Origin of the sequence: Nocardia sp. NPDC019395 (genome assembly GCF_040632335.1) — a bacterium.
Taxonomy (GTDB): domain Bacteria; phylum Actinomycetota; class Actinomycetes; order Mycobacteriales; family Mycobacteriaceae; genus Nocardia.
Genome location: NZ_JBEYBT010000018.1, coordinates 63,676 through 84,425 on the forward strand (window position 1 = coordinate 63,676; position 20,750 = coordinate 84,425).

Genomic DNA, 20,750 nt, shown 5'->3' on the forward strand with positions numbered 1-20,750 from the left:
GTTACGACGGAAAGTGAACGCTCATGGCATTGGACCCGAATACGCTGTCCGATCTCACGACCAAAGCGAACGATGGGCATCTGCAGTTCAGCCCCAAGGACGCGATCACCGCGGCCCGGGCTGCCGCCGATCTGGTCGATGATCTGCGGGGTATGGCCGATGCCATCGGCGAGCACAAGCTGGATATGCTCGATCCGGTGATGTTCGGGGCGCTGGGTTCCGGCAATCAGCTGGCAGGGGTTTACAGCAAGAAAGCCGGCCGTTTGTACGAGATACTGCGTGAGCACGCCACGGTGCTCGACGGTATGAGCAAGCTGTTCATTGCCGCTGGTAAGGCCTACGAGGATGTCGACCAGGCGTCGAAGGACGAGTTGAACGGGATAAAGCCGGGCGAGGGCTCGGCGGACTATAAACCCAAGACAGTGGCCGAGGACATGAAGCCACGTGACTTCATGCTTGTTCTCAACAACTCGAGCCCCGATATTCCGAGCGGTGTGAAGAACTACGCCGGTAACAAGGATCCGGGCGATGCCATCAAGGTCGAGGCTCAGGACGCGGTGTCCTGGCGGGAGATGTACGACCACGGCCAGAACATCGACGCACAGGCCGTGATGAACCGTTCGGCGACCTGGGGTTCACTGGCGAGCGATTTGAGCACGAAGCTGAACGGCTTGGTGGACACCATTTTCCCACTGGCCGATTCGTGGAAGGGCGAGGGCTCGGCGGGGGCGCAGGACGCGGTACGCAACTACCGCAACGGTGTCCAGCCGCTGATCGACTCCATCGAGCAGGTGCGCGACAGCATGGCGTGGACGGCCACATTCCTGGCGTATACGAAACCGGAGATGCCGGGCATACCGTCGGAGCCGGGCGGGTGTCACGAACCCGACCTGGGGGATTTCCGCTGGAATCTCAACGAGTACTACCTCGAGCCGATGAAGGAAACAGTGAAGGTGATGCCCGTCCTGGACGGGCCCGTTACCAAGCCGGAGGGCGGCGGCGACGGCGGCGGAAGCGGTAGTGGCGGGGGCAGCGGCAGTGGCGGTGGAAGTGGAAGTGGCGGGGGCAGCGGTAGTGGTGGCGGAAGTGGAAGCGGCGGGGGCAGCGGTAGTGGTGGCGGAAGCGGAAGCGGCGGGGGCAGCGGTAGTGGCGGCGGAAGCGGAAGCAGCTACCAATCCGGTTTCGACGACGGCTACGACCAAGGCTTCGAAGACGGTCAGAACAGCCAGGAAGGCACCGGTAGCGGCGGTGGTTCGGGCAGCGGGCAGGGCCCCGGAAACGGAGCCGGTCTGGGCAATGGTTCGACCGGAAACAGTTCGCCCATCGACGCCGGCTCGTCCGGCACCGGCGGCGGTTCGGGCAGCGGTGGCGGTCCGATCGGCAGTACGCCCACCGGATCCAAGGGCGGGGGCGGATCTATGCCGACCATGCCCGAAACGGCGTCCTCGGGCGGTACCGGGTCCGGCGGTGGAAGTTCGGGCCAGAAGGGCGGCGGTGGCAGCAACCCCGCCTACACCGGCAAGCAGCAGACCCCGTCGATGCCGGAAATGCCTTCTGCCGAGGACTTGCTGGGCGGCGACTCGCCCGGCGAAGAGGTGTCCAACAAGGGGGACGGGCTCGGCTCGAGCGGCGGCAGCGGTCTCGGCTCGGAAGGTGGAAGCGGCTCGGATTCCACCGGCGGTGGCGGCGGGATGCCGGAGAACCCCACAGCCGCCGATATCCTGAGCAAACTCACCGGTATCCCGGCATCCGAGATGCCGGATGCCCTGAAGAACCGGAAGATCACCGCCTCGGACGGTTCGGGCGAGCCCACTCTCGCGGATGCGCTCTCACAACTCACCGGTGTTCCGGTGGAGGATATGCCCGAGGAGTTGAAGAACACTCCACTCTCGTCGCTGTACGACAAGAATTCGCCCTACGGTTCGGCGGATACGCTGTTCGGTGACGATTCCGGCTCCGGCAGTGGGGACGGAACCGGTGACGGCAACACGGGCAACAGCGGGACCGGACGCGGCGGCGACAGCTCCGGCGGCAGTGGGAGCGGAACCGGTGGCAGTAGCCAGGACCCGTTGGGAATGCTGTCCAACCTACTCACCCAGGGTATTCAGGCGTTCACCCAGCTCGGCAACGGACTCCCGGGAATGGACGAGCTGGCTCGGATGCTGGATCCCAGCCGGATTCAACAGCATCTACAGGGCATGCTGGATCCGGCCCGCGAGCAGCTCGATCACTTGGCCGGTGCCCTCGGCGGGGGTGCCAGCGCCGGCGGCGGGCCCGGTGCCGGCCTGCCGGGCGGCGACGTCACACCGGAACAATCCATGTCGCCCTATCCCGAACAGCAGCAGTCGCAGCTGTTCCCGCGGGCGGCGGTGGCGGGTCCGGGGATGGACCCCGCCGGCGGCCAGCAATCGCCCACGGGCTCTTCGCAGCCGATGGGCGGAGCGCCGATGGGCGGGGCGCCGGGCGCCGGCGCCGCAAATTCCGGCGGGCAGAGCAACGACTACAAGCCGTCGAAATACCTGCAGGGCCGAGAGAATTTGGATGATGTGTGGGACGTCCCTGATCGGGTGAAACCGGTGATCGAACCGTGAGGCGCTGGGAGCTGTCCGATCTGGAGTTCAGGGCAGTGTGTGAGGATCACACCGAGGGTAGGTTGCCCAGACCGCTGGTCTTCACCAGTTCCATTCGATGGGCGGACGAATACGAATGGGAGCTCGCCGAGACCCGCCGGGCGCTACGTGCTCGCTACAGCGGCGAGCTGGACGCGTTCGGTGCCGCACTCGCCAAACCCGACGTATTCGTCAGCTTGCAGGCATTCGGTGGTGATCAGGATTTCGACGACCCCGGGATGCGTACCCGCGTCCATGCCTTCCGGCAGCGGGCCCGCGGTTTCGTGATAACCCAGCGGCCCGGCGAAACGGTGCACCACGCTGCCGGTTTCGATATCGTCGAATGCGATCCGCACGCACTGGCCGAGATCGTTCTCTCCCGTGTTCCGTTTTCCCGGGCAGGGCGATCGCCCGCTACCGCGATCCCCGACACCTCGCGCGACCCCAGATTCGAACCCGGCTATACGACGTCCGGATCGATGATCTCCGATAACGACGAGGACGAGGACGAAGGGGGCAACGATTATGACCATGCCCTGGCGTTTCTACGTACGGGCGCGGTCCGCAGCGGCACCATCCGGGTGTTTCAGGGTCGTTCGAAATATGGGCCACGCGGTCGTATCGAAATGGGAGTGCTGTGGCGCGACCTGCCGGATGACGGCCGGTACACGATCCCGCTGAAGCATCCGTCACCGTCCGCGACGGGAATGGGGACACCGGAGTTGATCGAATGGGTCGACGAGCAGATAGGTTCGGTGGTGGCCCGGCTCGATCGGAATATGGAAACCGAGGAATGACACTCGTGACCGGGGGCGGTCCGCGCCGGCCGGGCGATGCGCCGGATGTCATATCCGGTGAACCGGTGCCCCGGCGCCGCTGGACGTTCACCGATCTGGAGTTCAAGGTCCTCTGCGACGAATTCCGGCGCGGAAAGCTGCCCAAACCGTTCACCTTCACCAGCCGGATCAGATTCGCCGCCGACTACGACGCCGAGCGTGAACGCATACGCCGGGCCTTGCGCACCCGGTCGGATCGCGCGTTCGAGGAGATGGTCGGCGCGATCTCCAGGCCGGAACTCATCGTCGTCGCACGAGGCTGGGATGAGGGCGACGCTCGGATGCCGGAAGCGTGTACCTTCGTACACGCCGTACGGCAGGGAGCACGCGGCTATGTGATAACCCAGCGGCCGGGTGAAACCGTCCAGCACAGCAGGGGTTTCGACGTAGTCGAATGCACGGCACAGGTGCTGGCCGATTCCGTGGCCGGATTGCTGCCGCCCATGGGTCCCGGCACTCAGCCCGGATTCACCGTGGAGAGCGAGACGACCGCGCCTCGCGCGGGTGATCACGCGGCGCAGAGTTCGGCGTTCTTCGGTACTCCCGCGGCCGGTACCGGCTATCTGCGGGTACTCCAGAGTCGATTGCACTTCCGGTTGCCCGGAATCGTGCAGACCTCCGCGGTGTGGCGCGATCTGCCCGGCGACGGCCGGTATCTGATCCAGTCGGACGGGCCTCGCTCCACGGTCACCGGAGTGGGCCGGCGGGAACTTTCCGGGTGGATCGATGGTTGGATCACCCAGATCACGGCCCGTCTGGAAGCCGAATAACCATCGTTCCCCCGTCCGGTGGACCGATACCGCGACTGTGCTGCCGTACCGGTCCGCACGGTATCGTCACCGATATTCATGACCATTTCGACCCAGAGGATGCGCCGTGACCGATTTCGAGACGATTCTGCTGGAGCGTAAAGACAAGGTCGGCCTCATCACCCTGAACCGGCCGAAGGCATTGAACGCGCTCAACGAGCAGGTCCTCGACGATGTGATCGTGGCACTCGACGAACTCGAACGCGATGACGAGATCGGTGCGGTGGTGATCACCGGCTCCGACCGCGCCTTCGCCGCGGGCGCCGATATCAAGGAGATGCAGCCCAAGTCCTATATGGACATGTTCATGGACGACTATTTCGCCCGCTGGGAGCGGCTGGCCCAGTTCCGCAAGCCCACGATCGCCGCGGTCGGCGGATACGCCCTGGGCGGGGGCTGCGAGCTGGCGATGATCTGCGATCTGCTGATCGCCGCCGATACTGCCAAGTTCGGGCAGCCGGAGATCAAACTGGGTGTTATCCCGGGCATCGGCGGTTCGCAGCGGCTGACCCGGGCGATCGGTAAGGCCAAGGCGATGGATCTGGTGCTCACCGGGCGGAATATGGACGCCGAGGAAGCCGAACGTGCCGGACTGGTCTCCCGGATCGTGCCGGCCGCGGAACTGCTCGATACCGCGCTCGAGGTCGGCGCCACCATCGCGTCCATGTCGCTGCCGGTGACCATGATCGCCAAGGAAGCCGTGAACCGCTCCTTCGAGACCACGTTGAGCGAGGGATTGCGGTTCGAGCGACGGGTATTCCACTCGTTGTTCGCCACCGCGGACCAGAAGGAAGGTATGGCGGCGTTCGTCGACAAGCGGTCCGCCGAGTTCACCAACCGCTGAATCGCGGGCGCGGCCCGGGTCCGATCAGGGCTCGGGCGGAGCGTCGAGAATATCGGTCGGCACGAAGTGGCCATGCGCCGGCTGCACGGTTCCGTTCTGCGCGGTGAGCAGGCCGGCCACGGTCGCACCCAAACCGATGGTCACCGCCGCCGCCGCGTACACCTTGCGGCGTCCGACGACCGGCGGTGCCAGCGGCACCACCTGGCCGCCGGCGCGGATATGGGCGGTCCGGGTCCCGGCGACCGGCCGCTGGGCCGCGAACAGCAGCGCTCCGCGCGCCGAAACGTACTCCGGTTCGCGATCGCAGACCAGGGGGAGTCCGAGCAGATCGGCGAGGCGGGCGCGGAGCGCGGGATTACGGGCGCAGCCGCCCAGCAACGCGATCGTTTCCGCCGGGACCTCGGAATGCTCGCTGACCCGCCGGACCAGCATGGCCGCCGTCGCCAGCGGTTCGGTGCACAGTTCGACGAGGTCGCTGCGGGTTATCACCGCTCGCCGTGCGGTGGCGGGGTCCGCGGCGGTGACCACCCGGGCGCTGCTCAGCGCCTCCCGGTACCGGCCGGCCGCGATTTCGTCGGTGCACACACCGAACCGGTCGAGCCATTCGCAGAGCAGGTCGTTGTAGATATCGCCGCCGAGACCGGGCCAGTTGCTCGCGGCGAGCACCGTATCGGTGCGGCAGTCCACCTGGGTGAGGGTGAGGCCGGCGGAACCCAGGTCGAACAGCATCACCGAACCGGACGTGGGAAGTTGCTCGGTGAACCGGAGATACCGCACTTGAGCCAGGGGTTCGTCCACCACGGTGATCCGGCCGGCGCCGAGGGCGTCGCCGATTCGCTCGGCCTGCGTATGGTCCTGGCAGGTCACGGCGGTGCCGGTGATGTACTCGTCGCGCCGGCGGGCCGCGGTATGCATCCGCCGGACCGCGGTGAGTACCGGTTCGACGAGTGGGCTACGGGCCCTGCGGGGGATATGGCAACGATCGATCGGTGGCAGGTGTGGTTGATCGGAATGAGTGAGTACGGCGCGCGCTCCGGAGGAGCCTACAGATACCCCGAGCACCAGCACCATAAACATATGGTGCGCCGCGGTAGCGGTGTTGCCAAGCCGAATCATGGAGAAATTTGCAGGGCCCGATGTGCCGGGGGTCAGGGCTCGCTCCAGCGAGCCGGTTCCTCCCCGGTGTCGAAGTCACCCGCTGTGTGCCGGAACTCGGTGAGCAGTTGCAACAGTGTCCGCAACCCCTCGGGTGGTAGCTCCGGCCTGGCGAAGACTCGCTCGTTGAGATATCCGGTGGCCTCGGAGACAAGAGACCTTCCGGCGCCGGTGATCTCGATCAGCGTGGCACGCCGGTCGTTCGGATGCGGCACCCGTTTCACGAGCCCGGCGGCCTCGAGCCGGTCCACCGAGTTGGTGACGCTGGTCGGATGCACCTGCAGCCGCGCGCTGGCCACCGCCATCGGCAGCGCGCCGGTGGTGCTGAAGTTCAGTAGCTGCAACAGTTCGTAGCGGGAGAAGGTCAGACCGGTGGGTCGCAGAGCTTCGTCCACTCGGGCCATAACGATCTGCTGCGCGCGGACCAGCGACGTCACGGCCGCCATCCCGTCGGCGACCGCACCCCATCCGTGGCCGACCCATTGCCGATGGGCCTCCTGGATCGGGTCGAGCGGTAGCGGCCGGGGGCGAGACATGTGTTCGATCATCGCACGACACCACATGGGACGAGCCGACCGTGCGCGCACAGACGGACCCCTCCGTGGCGATCTCCGGACCGGCCCCACGCCGCGCCGATCGCCGCACATCGACGCATACCGGCGCCGGGGCGGGCGGCGCACCGCGACCGATTGCGATCCTCGCGATCCGAACCCTGGCCCGCCGCGCCGCACCCGGGCGATGATCATCCGGTCACGCGGGCGTGGCTGAGTGGTTGAGGCAACGGTCTGCAAAGCCGTTCACGCGGGTTCGATTCCCGCCGCTCGCTCGATCTGCCACCGGCGCCGGCCTTACGAGGCCGGCACCGGGCAGGGTGCCGCTGCGCTGAGTTCCGGGAAATCGTGCCGGACTACATGATTGCGGTGGGCGAAGGTCCCGAGGGCATGCGGCGGGCGGTGGTCAGGTTCCGGTGCCTGCCGACGAGCAGACTCGCCACTCGCCGTCCTCTTTCACCAGATTCTCCTCCGAGCTGTCGTCCGACTCGTCATCGGAGTCACCGGGCATCGCGAAGGTGAATGTCCCCGTGATCTTCGCCTTGGCCTTGTCGCCGGTGACGACGATATCGTCCACCGATTTGATATCGACCGCGAATGCGAGCTTCTCGGCCTCCGCCTTGTCCGCGTCCGGCATGGCCGCGAACTCGTCGCGGTCGGCCTTACAGGCCAACTGACTGGCAGCCTCGAACCCGTCGTCGGTCAAGGTGCCGTAGAACTCCCTGAGCGTCGACTCGATCTGCTGCTCATCGGAGGACAGGGGGGTCTTGCCCTGCAAGGTCAACACCACCATGGCCGCTACCGCGGCGGCCACGACGAGCACCGCCACCACCGCGCCGATGATCAGCCCTGTCCGGCGCTTACGTGGTTGGGGTCGCATCCCCGGTTGCGGATGGTCCGGTTGTGGTGGGTACCCGGGCTGTGGTGAACCGGCCTGGGGTACCTGACCCGGCTGCGGGCCGTCGGGCGGCTGCTGTCCGTACGGCGGCGGGCCTGCCGGTGGCTGAGTCAATGCTTTTCTCCGTTTCCCGGGATGTCTGTCGAAGACTACGACAAGCCCGGCGCAGTTGGCTGCGTGCAGGACGGGCCGGTCGTTCCCCGGCGGCAGGAGATCGCCGCGACTGTCCCGCACCGGGATCCGGACAGTGCCGCGGCGGTGCCGTTCCGCCTCCCGTGACGGCATCCGGCGGTGACGGAAGGGTCGCGAACGAGAACGGCCCCCCGACCAGAACCCAGCTGGTCGGGGGGCCGTTCTTCGTGGTGCCCTCGGCAGGAATCGAACCTGCGGCCTTCTGCTCCGGAGGCAGACGCTCTATCCCCTGAGCTACGAGGGCGGGGATCCGCCCGGTGGACCGGGAGTCCGGTCGATCGGGCGGACCACAGCGTAACGCATCACCGCCGATGAGGCCAAAACGTGTGGTGACGGGTCAGTTCAGGGGCAGCGGCTCGGCCCCGCGGTCGGTGAGCATTTTGGTCATCAGCCGGGATTCGCCCGCCTGAGCCGGCAGCATCTGGCCGGCCAGTGTCTGGATCTCGGTGGTTTCCGCGTGCTCCGCGCCGTATTCGAGCATCGGGACCCCGCCCTGGTGATGCCGCAGCATCAACTGGAGGAACAGGGTGTCCAGTTCCGGCCCCTGGGCGGCGCGGAGTCGGCGGAGGTCGTCGGTGCTGGCCATACCCGGCATGGTGGCCATTCCCGCCGGGCCGTGATCGTGCCCGTGACCGGCATGCTCGTCCTGCGGCATCCAGGCCATGTATCCGCCGGTGGCGCGGGCCGGTGCGTCCCATATCTGCAACCAGCCCTGCATCCGCCCGATCTGGCTCTGCTGGGTGGTCAGGATGTCGTAGGCCAGCCGCCGGACCTCGGGGTCGGTCGATCCGGTGAGCGCGATACCGGACATCTCCACGGCTTGCGCGTGGTGCGCCGACATATCCTGCGCGAACCCGATATCGACCGGGCCGGCCGGTGTATCGCCGTCGGCGCTGTCCGGTGCCAGCAGCACCCCGGCGCCGAAGCCGGCTACGAGCAGCGCGATCGCGCCGATGATCAGCAACGGGACGCGTTGCGCGCGCAATTGGGCGCGCCACCCCGCCGAGTGCGGGGTGGCCTCCGTGGACTCCGGTGTGGTCTCTTCCGGCATTACTGCCCGGACCCCGGAGCCTGCTGTTCCGGCAGGGTGCCCGGCATACCCGGGATCGCCGGGATACCGCCGGGCAGACCACCACCCGGCAGGCCCCCTCCGGGCAGGCCACCACCTGGCAGGCCGCCGGGCGCGCCGCTCATCTCGCCCTGATCCGGCTGCAGGCCGGCACCGTTCATCGGCACCGCGTCGGGGCCGGGTTCGCTCGGGTCGTAGGGCGGCGGGTTCTCCTTGTCGAAGCCCATGGTGGCGCAGTCGGCGCCGACCTCGGGATAGGCGAAGGAGTTCAGCCGCAGGGCGGTGATGAACTGGCCGATGCGCTCGTCGTCGGCGTTCGGGACGGCCAGCTGATGACCCCAGGACTGCAACGAGACGGGTGCTTCCTGGTCGGGATGCGGCGACAGGAGCATGTACTGCTCACCGTCGACCCAGGCCCTCAGTGTGTCGACGCCGTCGTCGTCGACCTTGGCCGGGTTGTAGCTGATCCAGATCGCACCGTGTTCCAGCGAATGGACCGCGTTCTCCTCGCGGAGCGCGGTGTCGTAGACGGTGCCCATGCAGTCGGCCCAGGAGGCATCGTGCGGGCCGCCGAACGGCGGGGTCTTGTCGTAGGCCACCCGCTGAGTGGCATCGATATGCAGGCCTGCCGGATATTCCTGTTTAACCACGCCCTCGATCTGCGCGGAGGGGTCCTGATTCTGCTCGGTCGGGGCGAACTTCTGACCGAAGGAATCCCGCAGCTGCCGGACGTGTTCCTGGCGTTCCCGCAGGGCGGCCTGCTCCTGGTATTTCGGGAGGATGCTCGCGGTGAGAGCCCCGACCAGTGCGACGAGTAGCACCACCGCGCCGACGGTCAGCCACGGGATTCGCTGGAGAATGGGTGGTTTGTTCCTGTTCTTACCGCCGCCTGCTCGGGCGGGTGCGACTTTGCCCGCCGCCTTGACGGCTTTCGCCGATTTGGCGCTGGTCCTGTTCGGCATACCGGTCCTAGCTCTTTCCCACGTGATGAACAGTGCATGGCTGCGGTGCCCACTCGCGGCGCGCACCTACTCGGACCATAGGATAGAGACCCGTGACTCCAGCCGACCTTGCAGATCTCCTTCACGCGACGGCCGCGAAGGTACTCGCCGAACGCGGTCTGGACCCTTCGGTCCTGCCCGACAAGGTCGATGTGGAGCGTCCGCGCAATCCGGAACACGGTGATTACAGCACCAATGTGGCCATGCGCGTCGCCAAGAAAGCGGGAACGAACCCGCGTGATCTGGCCGGCTGGCTGGCCGCGGCGCTGAGTGGTACCGACGCCGTGGCTTCGGCGGAAGTGGCCGGTCCGGGATTTCTGAACATCCGGCTCGCCGCCTCCGCGCAAGCTGCGATCCTCGACCAGGTGCTGTCGGCCGGTGTGAATTACGGCACCGCCGACGTCCTGGCCGGTACCGCGATCAATCTCGAGTTCGTCTCCGCCAACCCGACCGGTCCGGTGCATCTCGGCGGGACCCGCTGGGCCGCGGTCGGTGACGCGCTCGGCCGGATTCTCGCCGCGCAGGGTGCCGAGGTCACCCGTGAGTACTACTTCAACGATCACGGCGGGCAGATCACCCGGTTCGCCGAATCGCTGGTGGCGGCCGCGACCGGCGCGCCGACCCCGGAGAACGGGTACGCCGGCGCCTATATCGGCGAAATCGCGGACCGGATCGTATCCGCACATCCCGGGGTGCTCGAACTGGACCCCGCCCAGCGGCTGGAACTATTCCGCGCCGAGGGCGTGGAACTGATGTTCGCCCATATCAAGAAAACGCTGCACGAATTCGGCACCGATTTCGATGTGTATTTCAACGAGAGTTCCTTGTTCGCCTCGGGCGCGGTGGAACGCGCGGTCGAAACCCTGAAGAATTCCGGCGATCTGTATTCCAAGGACGGAGCCTGGTGGATCGCCAGTTCGGAATACGGTGACGATCAGGACCGGGTGGTCATCAAAAGCGACGGCCACGCCGCCTATATCGCCGGTGATATCGCCTATCTGCAGGATAAGAAGGCACGCGGTTTCGATCTCTGCATCTATATGCTCGGCGCCGACCATCACGGCTATATCGGCCGGTTGAAGGCCGCCGCCGCGGCGTTCGGCGACGACCCCGACAGTGTCGAGGTACTCATCGGGCAGATGGTGAACCTGCTGCGCGACGGTGTCGCGGTGCGGATGAGCAAACGCGCCGGCACGGTCGTCACCCTGGATGATCTGGTCGAGGCCATCGGCGTGGACGCCGCCCGGTATTCGCTGGTGCGCAGTTCGGTGAACTCGAGTATCGATATCGACCTGGACCTGTGGGCGAAGCAGGACAGCGTCAACCCCGTCTACTACGTGCAGTACGCGCACGCCCGCGCGGCCTCGATCGCCCGCAATGCCGCCGAATTCGAATACGACACGGTGACACCGGATTTCGCGCTGCTGGACTCCGAATTCGAGGGCGCGCTCATCCGGACGCTGGGCGAGTTCCCCCGGGTGGTGGCGAGCGCGGCAACCCTGCGGGAACCGCACCGCATCGCGCGCTATCTGGAGGAATTGGCGGGCGCCTACCACCCGTTCCAGACCAACAAGGCCCTGCGCGTACTGCCGCTCGGTGACGAACCCGTGAGCCCGGTCAACGCCGCCCGGCTCGTGCTGGTCAACGCGACCCGGCAGGTCCTCGCCAACGGGTTGCGCCTGCTCGGCGTCACCGCACCGGAGCGGATGTGACCGCCACCCACTATCGCATCGACCGACTGTTCCGGCAGTGGGTGAGGAAGGGAGACCGATGAGTGTCCATCCGGCCGGGCCCCGGCACGCCGAGATCCCGCACGCGCCGAATCTGCCGGAACGTCCGGCCGATCCGCGACAGCTGATCGACCTGCCCGCCCAGGTATGGCCGCGTAATGCCACCCGCGACGCCGACGATGTGGTCCGGCTCGGCGGCGTTCCGGTCACCGAACTCGCCGCCCAGTTCGGCACCCCGCTGTTCGTCGTGGACGAGGACGATTTCCGTTCCCGCTGCCGGGATATGGTGCGTGCCTTCGGATCGGATTCGCGAGTTCACTACGCCTCCAAGGCTTTTCTGTGCGGTGAGATCGCGCGCTGGATCCGTGACGAGGGACTGTCCCTGGACGTCTGCTCGGGCGGTGAACTCGCCGTGGCGCTGCACGCCGGATTCCCGGCCGAGCGCATCGCCCTGCACGGCAACAACAAATCCGTCCCCGAACTGGAAGCGGCGGTCGCGGCGGGTGTCGGGCATGTGGTGGTCGACTCGCTGATCGAGATCGAACGGCTCGAGGCCGTCGCCGGGGCGGCCGGCGTCGTACAGGATGTGCTGGTCCGCGTCACCGTCGGCGTGGAGGCACATACGCACGAATATATTTCCACCGCGCACGAGGATCAGAAATTCGGATTCTCTATAGCGGGCGGGGATGCCATGGAGGCATTGGCCCGGGTTTTCGAAGCCGATAATCTCCGCCTGGTCGGCCTGCACAGTCATATCGGATCGCAGATTTTCGAAATCGACGGTTTCGAAATCGCGGCGCACCGGATGCTGGGCCTCCTGCGCGAGGCCGTCGACAAATTCGGCGTGGAACGCACCTCGCAGATATCACTGCTCGACCTGGGTGGCGGCCTCGGTATTTCCTATCTGCCCTCCGACGATCCGCCGCCGCTGGATCTGTTCGCCGAGAAACTGCGCGCGCTGGTGGCGCGGGAAGCCGAAATGGCCGGATTGCCGGTACCTCGGATCGCGGTCGAACCGGGCCGGGCGATCGCCGGTCCCGGGACGGTGACCCTGTACGAGGTCGGCACGGTCAAAGACGTATCGCTGGACGGTGGACTGCGCCGCCGATACGTGAGCGTCGACGGTGGGATGAGTGACAATATCCGCCCCGCGCTCTACCAGGCCGACTACCACTGTCAGCTGGTCTCCCGCGGCTCCGAAGCGGGGCCCGTCGTTGCCCGCGTTGTCGGAAAGCATTGTGAGAGCGGCGATATCATCATCCGCGACACCTGGCTTCCGGCCGATGCGGGGCCCGGCGATCTGATCGCCGTGGCAGGCACCGGTGCCTACTGCTATTCCATGTCGAGCCGGTACAACATGCTGACCAGGCCCGCTGTTGTCGCCGTCGGTGACGGCGCGGCACGACTGATACTGCGCCGGGAAACCGTCGCCGATCTGCTCGGTCTGGAGGTCTGAATGGATGCGACGAAAGGTGCGAATGTGCCCGAGGTGACCGCTGTCGTACCGGGCCAGTGGGGTCCCGATCGCCCGATCGGTATCGCGGTACTCGGTATGGGCAATGTGGGCAGTGAGGTCGTACGGATCCTGCGCGATCACGCCGACGATCTGCAGTCCCGGGTCGGCGCGCCGCTGACCCTGCGCGGCGTCGCGGTGCGCAGCCTGGATCGCGACCGCGGCCTGCCCGCCGAACTGCTCACCACCGACGCCGAGGAACTCGTCTCCCGGCCCGATGTCGATCTGGTGGTCGAGGTCATCGGCGGTATCGATCCGGCCCGTGCACTGATTCTCAAGGCGCTCAATGCCGGGAAATCCGTGGTCACCGCGAACAAGGCCCTGCTGGCCGATTACACCGGGGAACTCGCCGCCGCCGCCGAACGCAGCCGCGCCGACCTCTACTTCGAGGCCGCCGTCGCCGGGGCGATCCCGGTGGTGCGGCCACTGATCCAGTCGTTGTCCGGTGATCGGGTCAACCGGGTGGTGGGCATTGTCAACGGCACCACCAATTTCATTCTCTCCGCGATGGACGAAACCGGAGCGGCCTACGACGAAACCCTCGCCGAAGCCACGCGCCTCGGCTACGCCGAAGCCGACCCGACCGCCGATGTCGAGGGTTACGACGCCGCCGCGAAGGCCGCCATTCTGGCCTCGCTGGCGTTCCACACCCGGGTCACGGCTGCCGATGTGTTCCGGCAGGGCATCTCGACGATCACTTCGGAGGATCTGGAAACCGCGGCGGCGGTGAACTGTGCCGTCAAACTGCTCGCCATCTGCGAGCGGGTCCCCGCGGGCCCGGGCGAACCGAGCCCGGCCGAGGGCGGCAAGGAACGGGTCTCGGTGCGGGTCTATCCGGCGCTGATCCCGCGCAAACATCCGCTGGCCGCGGTCAACGGGGCGTTCAACGCGGTGGTCGTGGAGGCCGAGAACGCCGGCCGGCTGATGTTCTACGGGCAGGGGGCCGGCGGCGCACCCACCGCGTCGGCGGTGCTGGGCGATCTGGTGATGGCCGCGCGGAACAAATTCTTCGGCGGCCGGGCCCCGGGCGAATCGGTGTACGCCGCGCTGCCGATCGCGCCGATCGGCGATACACCCACCCGATACCACGTGAATCTGAAGGTCGAGGACCGTCCCGGCGTGCTGGCGCGGGTGGCCGGTGAATTCGCCAATCACGGGGTCAGTATTTCCACCGTCCGGCAGGAGGGGCACGATGACCGGGCACGACTCGTCGTCGTCACCCACCTGGCTACGGAGTCGGCGTTGGCCGAAACCGTGGCCGCTCTCTCGGGTATGGAATCCGTCACATCTGTCACAAGCGTTCTGAGATTGGAAGGCACCGAAGAATGACAACAGCATCGCGGAGCGATTCGGTGCCGGGCGGGCCCGCCGGCGTGGCCCCGCAGGCCGGGGTGCACTCCCGCTGGCCGGGACTGATCGCCGCCTATCGCGACCGGCTTGCCGGCGCGGCCGAGTGGGAGCCGGTGACCCTGTTCGAGGGTGGTACCCCGCTGGTTCCCGCGCCGTATCTGTCCGAACTCACCGGCTGTGAGGTGTACCTGAAGGTCGAGGGCGCCAACCCGACCGGTTCGTTCAAGGACCGCGGTATGACCATGGCCATGACCGACGCCAAATACCGAGGCCAGCAGGCGGTGCTGTGCGCCTCCACCGGGAACACCTCGGCATCGGCCGCCGCCTACGCGACCCGGGCCGGAATGACCTGCGCGGTGCTCATCCCGCAGGGCAAGATCGCCATGGGCAAATTGGCGCAGGCCGTCATGCTGGGCGCCAAGGTGATCCAGGTCGAAGGTAATTTCGACGACTGCCTGGAACTGGCCCGCAAGGTGACCTCGGATTTCCCGGCGATCGGTCTGGTCAACTCGGTGAACCCGGCGCGTATCGAAGGACAGAAAACCGCGTCGTTCGAGATCTGTGACGTCCTCGGCACCGCCCCCGATGTGCACGCGCTGCCGGTGGGTAACGCCGGCAATATCACCGCCTACTGGCGCGGCTACCGCGAATACCACGCCGACGGGGTCACGACCTCGCTGCCGCGCATGCTGGGTGTGCAGGCCGCCGGAGCCGCGCCGCTGGTCAACGGTGCTCCCGTGAAGGAACCGGAAACCATCGCGACCGCGATCCGGATCGGTGCCCCGGCCTCGTGGAACAGTGCGGTCGCGGCCAAGGAGGAGTCCGGTGGCGCCTTCCGCGCGGCCACCGACGACGAGATCCTGGAGGCGTACCGGCTGGTCGCCGCCAAGGAGGGCGTTTTCGTGGAACCCGCATCGGCGGCGAGCGTCGCCGGGGTGCTGGCCGCGCGTGCCGACGGCTGGCTGGAACCGGGACTGCGCGTGGTCTGCACGGTGACCGGTAACGGTCTCAAGGATCCCGATACCGCACTCCTCGGCATGCCGGAAGTGCAGGCCATCCCGGTCGACCCGGTGGCCGTGGCCACCCGACTCGAGCTGGCCTGACCTTGGATACACGCGAGAGCCGGCTGACCGCACCCACCCTGCCCGCCGGGCTCACTGTTTCGGTCCGGGTGCCCGCATCGAGTGCGAACCTCGGTCCCGGTTTCGATTCGCTGGGGATGGCGCTGGGTATCTACGACGAGATCGAGGTACGCAGCACCGATTCCGGGCTCGATATCCGGGTGGAAGGCGAGGGTGCCGACGAGGTGCCCTGGGGACCGCAGCATCTGGTGGTCCGTGCGATCGAGCGCGGTCTGGAATCGGCCGGGGTCTGGGCGGACGGCCTGGACGTGTTGTGCCGGAACACTATTCCGCACTCCCGTGGGCTGGGTTCGTCGGCGGCGGCTGTGGTCGGTGGTATCGCCGCGGGTTGCGCACTGGCCGCGGAATTCGACCCGGCTCTGGCCGTCGACACCGATCGGATGGTGCAGCTCGCCGCCGAATTCGAGGGTCATCCGGACAACGCGGCGGCCAGTGTCCTCGGCGGTATCGTCGTCTCCTGGACCGAAACCGGGCCGGGTCCCGATTCGATCGGTGATATCGCTGCGCCGCAGCGTATCTACCGTGCCGTCCGCCTGGACGGGCATGCCGATCTGCGTCCCGTAGTCCTGATCCCCGAGGAACGGTCTTCCACGATGCAGACCCGGGGTCTGCTACCGGAGTCGGTTCCGCATCGCGACGCGGCCTTCAATGTGAGCCGGGCGGCGCTGGCGGTGGTCGCGCTGACCCAGCGCCCGGACCTGCTGCTCCCCGCCACCGCGGATCGATTGCACCAAACCCAGCGGGCTCCCGCCCTCCCACTGACCACCACCTGGATCGAACGGTTGCGGGCCGCCGGGATCGCGGCTACCGTCTCAGGCGCCGGCCCCACCGTGCTCGCACTCGGGACCAGCGCTTTCCCCGACGAGCTGCGTGCGCGTGCCGCCGCGGACGGCCTGCGGGTACTCGAGCCGGGGCTGGCGGAAGGCGTCCGGATCGCCTGACGGGCGCGTCCGCCTTGCCGAGGTTCGTAGTTGCCCGCTATCCTGGGCAAGTCCGTACATCGCGCGCATCAGACGCCGGTGCTTCATCAGGGCAATCGCTCCAGCAGGCTCCAGGCTCGAGCCCTCATGCCATGGGGGTGCCGCGCAGCCTCTGAACTGGAATGATCTCTTCCACCATTTTCCAGCGGTGGCGAAGCACCCGGTTCCCGGAGGGGCAGGCGATACGGCTACAAATCCGAGTCCGGCAGCGAGATCGGGCTACGGAACGAAACCCTCGACACAGCACACGGCAATCGAGGGAAGGAAAGGATCTCCGTGACAGATACGGACCTGCTCGCGACACCCGGGGTGGCATCCGACTCCGAACCCTCGGGCAACCGCGAAAGTGACTCCGGACAGATTTCGAAGATGAGCGAAAACACCGACATCGGATCGGGGCTGACTGGAATGTTGTTGCCGCAGTTGCGCGCACTGGCAGGGGAACTCGGAATTCGGGGCACCTCCGGTATGCGCAAGGGTGATCTCATCACTGCTATCAAGGAAAATCAGGCCGGCAGACCCGCCGCTGCGGAGCGCAGCACCCGCGCGAAGGCTGCCAAGGAGCGCAAATCCGCGGATCAGCCCGCCGAGGCCGCGCCTGCCGCCCCCGCCGCGAGTAAGCCCGCCGCCGCTTCCGCCGCCCCGGCCGAAGCGCCCGCGGCCGCCCCCGTGCGGACCGAGACCGATCGTGCCGCCGGCACCGACAATGTGCCCGGCGACGCCAAGGGGGCGGACAAGCAGAACGGCGCCAACGTCGCGGCGAGCGCCAACGGCACCGCGAAGGCCGAGGCCAGAGCCGATTCGAAAACCGACTCCAAGGGTGATTCGAAGGGCGAAGGAAAGCCCGATAACAAATCCGGGGACTCCGAGGACACCGGCCGGGATTCCGGTCAGCGTGGCCGCGGCCGGCAGCGTCGCGGTCGTGACCAGCAGGGCAAGAACACCGGCGATGCCGGCGATGCCCGTTCGGACGACACCAAGGCCGACGGTGGCAAGTCCGACAGTGGTAAGTCCGATGCCAAACAGGACACCAAGGACTCCGACCAGGGTGATCGCCGGCGTGACCGGAATCAGCAGGGTCAGCAGAACCAGGGCGATCAGCGCGGCTCCGGCGGCAACCGCGGCGGCGGCGACGATGACGAAGGCGGCCGCGGCCGCCGGGGTCGCCGGTTCCGCGAGCGGCGGCGCGGCCGCGACCGCGAAGGCGGCGGTGGCGATGCCCGCGAGCCCGAGATCCGCGAGGACGACGTCCTGCAGCCGGTCGCCGGCATTCTCGACGTCCTGGACAACTACGCGTTCGTGCGGACCTCCGGTTACCTGGCCGGCCCGAACGACGTGTACGTCTCGATGAACCTGGTGCGCAAGAACGGTCTGCGCCGCGGTGACGCGATCACCGGTGCGGTGCGGGCCCCGCGTGAGGGCGAACAGGCCAATCAGCGGCAGAAGTTCGATCCGCTGGTGCGCCTGGACACCGTCAACGGTGCCGAGGTTGATTCGGCCAAACGGCGGCCCGATTTCAACAAGCTGACCCCGCTGTACCCGAACCAGCGGCTGCGGCTGGAAACCACGCCGAACAAGCTGACCACCCGGGTGATCGACCTGATCATGCCCATCGGTAAGGGTCAGCGCGCGCTGATCGTGTCGCCGCCCAAGGCCGGTAAGACCACGATCATGCAGGACATCGCGAACGCGATCGCGATCAACAACCCCGAGTGCTACCTCATGGTTGTCCTGGTCGACGAACGTCCCGAAGAGGTCACCGATATGCAGCGTTCGGTGAAGGGTGAGGTCATCGCCTCCACCTTCGACCGGCCGCCGTCGGATCACACCTCGGTCGCGGAGCTGGCCATCGAACGGGCCAAGCGCCTCGTCGAAATGGGTAAGGACGTCGTCGTCCTGCTCGACTCGATCACCCGCCTGGGTCGCGCGTACAACAACTCCTCGCCGGCTTCCGGGCGCATCCTGTCCGGTGGTGTCGATTCGACCGCGTTGTATCCGCCGAAACGGTTCCTCGGCGCGGCCCGCAATATCGAGAACGGCGGCTCGCTGACGATCATCGCCACCGCCATGGTGGAAACCGGTTCGACCGGTGACACGGTGATCTTCGAGGAGTTCAAGGGCACCGGTAACGCGGAGCTCAAACTCGATCGCAAGATCGCCGAGCGGCGGGTGTTCCCCGCGGTGGACGTCAACCCGTCCGGTACCCGTAAGGACGAACTGCTGCTCAATGTCGACGAGGCCGCGGTCCTGCACAAGTTGCGCCGCGTCCTGTCCGGCCTGGATTCACATCAGGCGATCGATCTCCTGATCGACCGCCTGAAGAAGAGCAAGAACAACCTGGAATTCCTGATGCAGGTCTCCAAGACCGCGCCGGGAGCCCTGGACGAATGACAGGAGCGGGGGTTCGCCGACGGGCGGACCCCCGTTTTTGTGCTGTCTCGCCCGGGAACAATGTCGAGGGTAGGTGCGTTTCAGCTGGCGACGGTAGGTCTGGCATACTGGATCGCCGTGCGTCTGCGAATCGCGCAGACTCCCGCCTTAGTCGGTTCCGGTTCACGTTCGGCGAAATATCCGAACGACCCGGCGACCAATATCGAGAGGACACCCATGAAGGCAGGAATTCACCCGGCTTACGTCGACACCACGGTGGTCTGCGGCTGCGGTAATACGTTCCAGACCCGCTCCACCAAGGAATCCGGGCATATCACCGTCGAGGTCTGCTCGCAGTGCCACCCGTTCTACACCGGCAAGCAGAAGATCCTGGACACCGGTGGTCGTGTGGCCCGCTTCGAGGCCCGCTACGGCAAGCGTGCCAAGAAAGCCGACAGCAAGTAGCTTTTCCGCCAGCGCCCGGCCCTGCTCCACGCAGGCCGGGCGCTGTGTTTTTGGCGCGCTGGCGCGCGCGGGGTTGGACACGTTCAGTTCGGATCGGGGCCGATCCGCTTGATACTCCATCGGAATCAGTTGCTTGGTAGGAGACCGCAATGGCCGAGAAGACCGCACCGTCGGCGATCGACGATGTGCTGGCCGAATACGCCGGGCTGGAGACCCAGTTGGCGGATCCGGCGCTGCACAATGATCCGGGGGCGGCCCGGCGGGTGGGGAAGCGGTTCGCCGAACTCGCGCCGGTGATGACCACGTACAAGAAACTCGCCGCGACCCGTGACGATCTGGAGGCGGCGCGTGAACTCGCGGCCGATGATCCGGCGTTCGCGGCGGAGGTGCCGGGACTCGAGGAACAACTCGAGGAACTGGAGAACCAGCTCGCCGATCTGCTGGCGCCGCGCGATCCGCACGACGGGGACGACGTGGTCCTGGAAGTGAAATCCGGTGAGGGTGGCGAGGAATCGGCGCTTTTCGCCGCCGACCTCGCCCGGATGTACATCCGGTACGCGGAACGACACGGCTGGAAAGTCGAGGTCCTCGATACGGCGATATCGGACCTGGGCGGATACAAGGAAGCGACATTGTCGATCAAGAGCCGCGATGCCGCGCGCGACGGGGTGTGGTCGCGGTTCAAATTCGAAGGCGGGGTGCACCGGGTCCAACGGGTACCGGTGACCGAATCGCAGGGCCGGGTGCACACGTCGGCAGCCGGTGTCCTCATCTATCCCGAACCCGACGAGGTCGAGGAAGTTCAGATCGACGAGAACGATCTGCGCATCGACGTCTACCGCTCATCCGGTAAAGGCGGCCAAGGCGTGAACACCACCGATTCCGCGGTCCGGATCACCCACCTGCCCACCGGTATCGTCGTGACCTGCCAGAACGAACGCTCGCAGCTGCAGAACAAGGCCCGCGCCATGCAGGTGCTGGCCGCGCGATTGCAGGCGCTCGCCGAGGAACAGGCCGACCAGGAGGCGGCCGAGGGCCGGGCGAGCCAGATCCGCACCGTCGACCGCTCGGAACGGATCCGCACCTACAACTTCCCGGAGAACCGTATCGCCGACCACCGCATCGGCTACAAGGCGCACAACCTGGACTCGGTGCTCAACGGCGAAATGGACGCGCTGCTGGACGCCCTCGCCACCGCGGACCGCGCTGCCCGGATGGAGCGGGAATAACGGGATC

Annotated in this window: 18 protein-coding genes and 2 tRNA genes; 14 read left to right on the top strand and 6 right to left on the bottom strand. The window is 66.9% G+C overall.

Annotation, left to right across the window (positions count from 1 at the left end):
* Positions 1-23 precede the first annotated feature (23 nt).
* The 4 genes from ABZ827_RS26835 to ABZ827_RS26850 all read left to right on the top strand — a co-directional run bounded on the left by ABZ827_RS26835 (position 24) and on the right by ABZ827_RS26850 (position 5,098).
* The gene (locus tag ABZ827_RS26835; protein ID WP_357242201.1) at positions 24-2,591 is read left to right on the top strand and encodes a hypothetical protein; all 2,568 of its coding nucleotides are present in this window, start codon (positions 24-26) and stop codon (positions 2,589-2,591) included.
* Positions 2,588-3,406 (top strand): ESX secretion-associated protein EspG, encoded by an 819-nt coding sequence (locus ABZ827_RS26840; protein ID WP_357242204.1) that lies wholly within the window; start codon positions 2,588-2,590, stop codon positions 3,404-3,406. Before ABZ827_RS26835 ends, ABZ827_RS26840 begins: the two co-directional genes overlap by 4 nt.
* A complete protein-coding gene (locus ABZ827_RS26845) occupies positions 3,403-4,215 on the top strand; it encodes an ESX secretion-associated protein EspG (protein WP_357242207.1) in 813 nt (270 codons plus the stop codon). Before ABZ827_RS26840 ends, ABZ827_RS26845 begins: the two co-directional genes overlap by 4 nt.
* Before the next feature lie 106 nt (positions 4,216-4,321).
* Positions 4,322-5,098, top strand: coding sequence for an enoyl-CoA hydratase (locus tag ABZ827_RS26850; protein WP_357242210.1), 777 nt, complete (start codon positions 4,322-4,324; stop codon positions 5,096-5,098).
* Between the two features lie 24 nt (positions 5,099-5,122).
* On the opposite strand, the gene ABZ827_RS26855 is transcribed toward ABZ827_RS26850, so the two are convergent.
* The gene (locus ABZ827_RS26855) at positions 5,123-6,169 is read right to left on the bottom strand and encodes a hypothetical protein (RefSeq protein ID WP_357242212.1); all 1,047 of its coding nucleotides are present in this window, start codon (positions 6,167-6,169) and stop codon (positions 5,123-5,125) included.
* Positions 6,170-6,246: 77 nt separating this feature from the next.
* Positions 6,247-6,789, bottom strand: a complete 543-nt coding sequence (locus tag ABZ827_RS26860; RefSeq protein ID WP_357242215.1) for a MarR family transcriptional regulator — start codon at positions 6,787-6,789, stop codon at positions 6,247-6,249.
* Positions 6,790-7,007: 218 nt separating this feature from the next.
* Between ABZ827_RS26860 and ABZ827_RS26865 the strand changes: the two genes are divergently transcribed.
* Positions 7,008-7,079 (top strand) — tRNA-Cys (locus ABZ827_RS26865).
* A gap of 131 nt (positions 7,080-7,210) precedes the next feature.
* Here the strand turns inward: ABZ827_RS26865 and ABZ827_RS26870 are convergent.
* Complete coding sequence (locus ABZ827_RS26870; RefSeq protein ID WP_357242218.1) at positions 7,211-7,816, bottom strand: hypothetical protein; 606 nt, start codon at positions 7,814-7,816, stop codon at positions 7,211-7,213.
* Between the two features lie 21 nt (positions 7,817-7,837).
* Between ABZ827_RS26870 and ABZ827_RS26875 the strand changes: the two genes are divergently transcribed.
* Complete coding sequence (locus tag ABZ827_RS26875; RefSeq protein WP_357242221.1) at positions 7,838-7,981, top strand: hypothetical protein; 144 nt, start codon at positions 7,838-7,840, stop codon at positions 7,979-7,981.
* Positions 7,982-8,062: 81 nt separating this feature from the next.
* On the opposite strand, the gene ABZ827_RS26880 is transcribed toward ABZ827_RS26875, so the two are convergent.
* The 3 genes from ABZ827_RS26880 to ABZ827_RS26890 all read right to left on the bottom strand — a co-directional run bounded on the left by ABZ827_RS26880 (position 8,063) and on the right by ABZ827_RS26890 (position 9,925).
* Positions 8,063-8,138, bottom strand: a tRNA-Arg gene (locus ABZ827_RS26880).
* A gap of 93 nt (positions 8,139-8,231) precedes the next feature.
* On the bottom strand, positions 8,232-8,945 hold the full coding sequence (locus ABZ827_RS26885) for a DUF305 domain-containing protein (protein WP_357242224.1): 714 nt from the start codon (positions 8,943-8,945) through the stop codon (positions 8,232-8,234).
* A complete protein-coding gene (locus ABZ827_RS26890; RefSeq protein WP_357242227.1) occupies positions 8,945-9,925 on the bottom strand; it encodes a DUF3105 domain-containing protein in 981 nt (326 codons plus the stop codon). Before ABZ827_RS26890 ends, ABZ827_RS26885 begins: the two co-directional genes overlap by 1 nt.
* A 92-nt stretch (positions 9,926-10,017) precedes the next feature.
* Between ABZ827_RS26890 and argS the strand changes: the two genes are divergently transcribed.
* The 8 genes from argS (at position 10,018) to prfA (ending at position 20,743) form a co-directional block, all read left to right on the top strand.
* Entirely contained in the window at positions 10,018-11,676 is a 1,659-nt protein-coding gene (gene argS, locus ABZ827_RS26895) for an arginine--tRNA ligase (RefSeq protein ID WP_357242230.1), read from the top strand.
* Between the two features lie 58 nt (positions 11,677-11,734).
* Positions 11,735-13,150 carry a diaminopimelate decarboxylase gene (gene lysA / locus ABZ827_RS26900; protein WP_357242233.1) on the top strand — a complete coding sequence of 472 codons (1,416 nt, stop codon included), beginning with the start codon at positions 11,735-11,737 and terminating at the stop codon, positions 13,148-13,150.
* Entirely contained in the window at positions 13,151-14,536 is a 1,386-nt protein-coding gene (locus ABZ827_RS26905) for a homoserine dehydrogenase (protein ID WP_357242237.1), read from the top strand.
* Entirely contained in the window at positions 14,533-15,660 is a 1,128-nt protein-coding gene (thrC, locus tag ABZ827_RS26910; protein ID WP_357242240.1) for a threonine synthase, read from the top strand. Before ABZ827_RS26905 ends, thrC begins: the two co-directional genes overlap by 4 nt.
* A gap of 2 nt (positions 15,661-15,662) precedes the next feature.
* On the top strand, positions 15,663-16,640 hold the full coding sequence (thrB, locus tag ABZ827_RS26915) for a homoserine kinase (protein WP_357242243.1): 978 nt from the start codon (positions 15,663-15,665) through the stop codon (positions 16,638-16,640).
* 315 nt (positions 16,641-16,955) lie between these two features.
* Entirely contained in the window at positions 16,956-19,070 is a 2,115-nt protein-coding gene (gene rho, locus ABZ827_RS26920) for a transcription termination factor Rho (protein WP_357242246.1), read from the top strand.
* 216 nt (positions 19,071-19,286) lie between these two features.
* Positions 19,287-19,514, top strand: coding sequence for a 50S ribosomal protein L31 (gene rpmE / locus ABZ827_RS26925; protein WP_357242249.1), 228 nt, complete (start codon positions 19,287-19,289; stop codon positions 19,512-19,514).
* A 149-nt stretch (positions 19,515-19,663) separates the two neighbouring features.
* Positions 19,664-20,743: a peptide chain release factor 1 gene (gene prfA / locus ABZ827_RS26930; protein WP_357242252.1), complete on the top strand. Its 1,080-nt coding sequence runs from the start codon at positions 19,664-19,666 to the stop codon at positions 20,741-20,743.
* Positions 20,744-20,750: the final 7 nt, after the last annotated feature.

Bases quoted from the DNA above. Each gene is read 5' to 3' on its own strand.
- ABZ827_RS26845 (WP_357242207.1), top strand. From the start codon at position 3,403: ATGACACTCGTGACCGGGGGCGGTCCGCGCCGGCCGGGCGATGCGCCG.
- thrC (WP_357242240.1), top strand. From the start codon at position 14,533: ATGACAACAGCATCGCGGAGCGATTCGGTGCCGGGCGGGCCCGCCGGC.
- ABZ827_RS26855 (WP_357242212.1), bottom strand. From the start codon at position 6,169: ATGGTGCTGGTGCTCGGGGTATCTGTAGGCTCCTCCGGAGCGCGCGCC.
- ABZ827_RS26890 (WP_357242227.1), bottom strand. From the start codon at position 9,925: ATGCCGAACAGGACCAGCGCCAAATCGGCGAAAGCCGTCAAGGCGGCG.
- prfA (WP_357242252.1), top strand. From the start codon at position 19,664: ATGGCCGAGAAGACCGCACCGTCGGCGATCGACGATGTGCTGGCCGAA.
- rpmE (WP_357242249.1), top strand. From the start codon at position 19,287: ATGAAGGCAGGAATTCACCCGGCTTACGTCGACACCACGGTGGTCTGC.
- ABZ827_RS26835 (WP_357242201.1), top strand. From the start codon at position 24: ATGGCATTGGACCCGAATACGCTGTCCGATCTCACGACCAAAGCGAAC.
- ABZ827_RS26885 (WP_357242224.1), bottom strand. From the start codon at position 8,945: ATGCCGGAAGAGACCACACCGGAGTCCACGGAGGCCACCCCGCACTCG.
- ABZ827_RS26905 (WP_357242237.1), top strand. From the start codon at position 13,151: ATGGATGCGACGAAAGGTGCGAATGTGCCCGAGGTGACCGCTGTCGTA.
- ABZ827_RS26875 (WP_357242221.1), top strand. From the start codon at position 7,838: ATGTCTGTCGAAGACTACGACAAGCCCGGCGCAGTTGGCTGCGTGCAG.
- lysA (WP_357242233.1), top strand. From the start codon at position 11,735: ATGAGTGTCCATCCGGCCGGGCCCCGGCACGCCGAGATCCCGCACGCG.
- ABZ827_RS26860 (WP_357242215.1), bottom strand. From the start codon at position 6,789: ATGTCTCGCCCCCGGCCGCTACCGCTCGACCCGATCCAGGAGGCCCAT.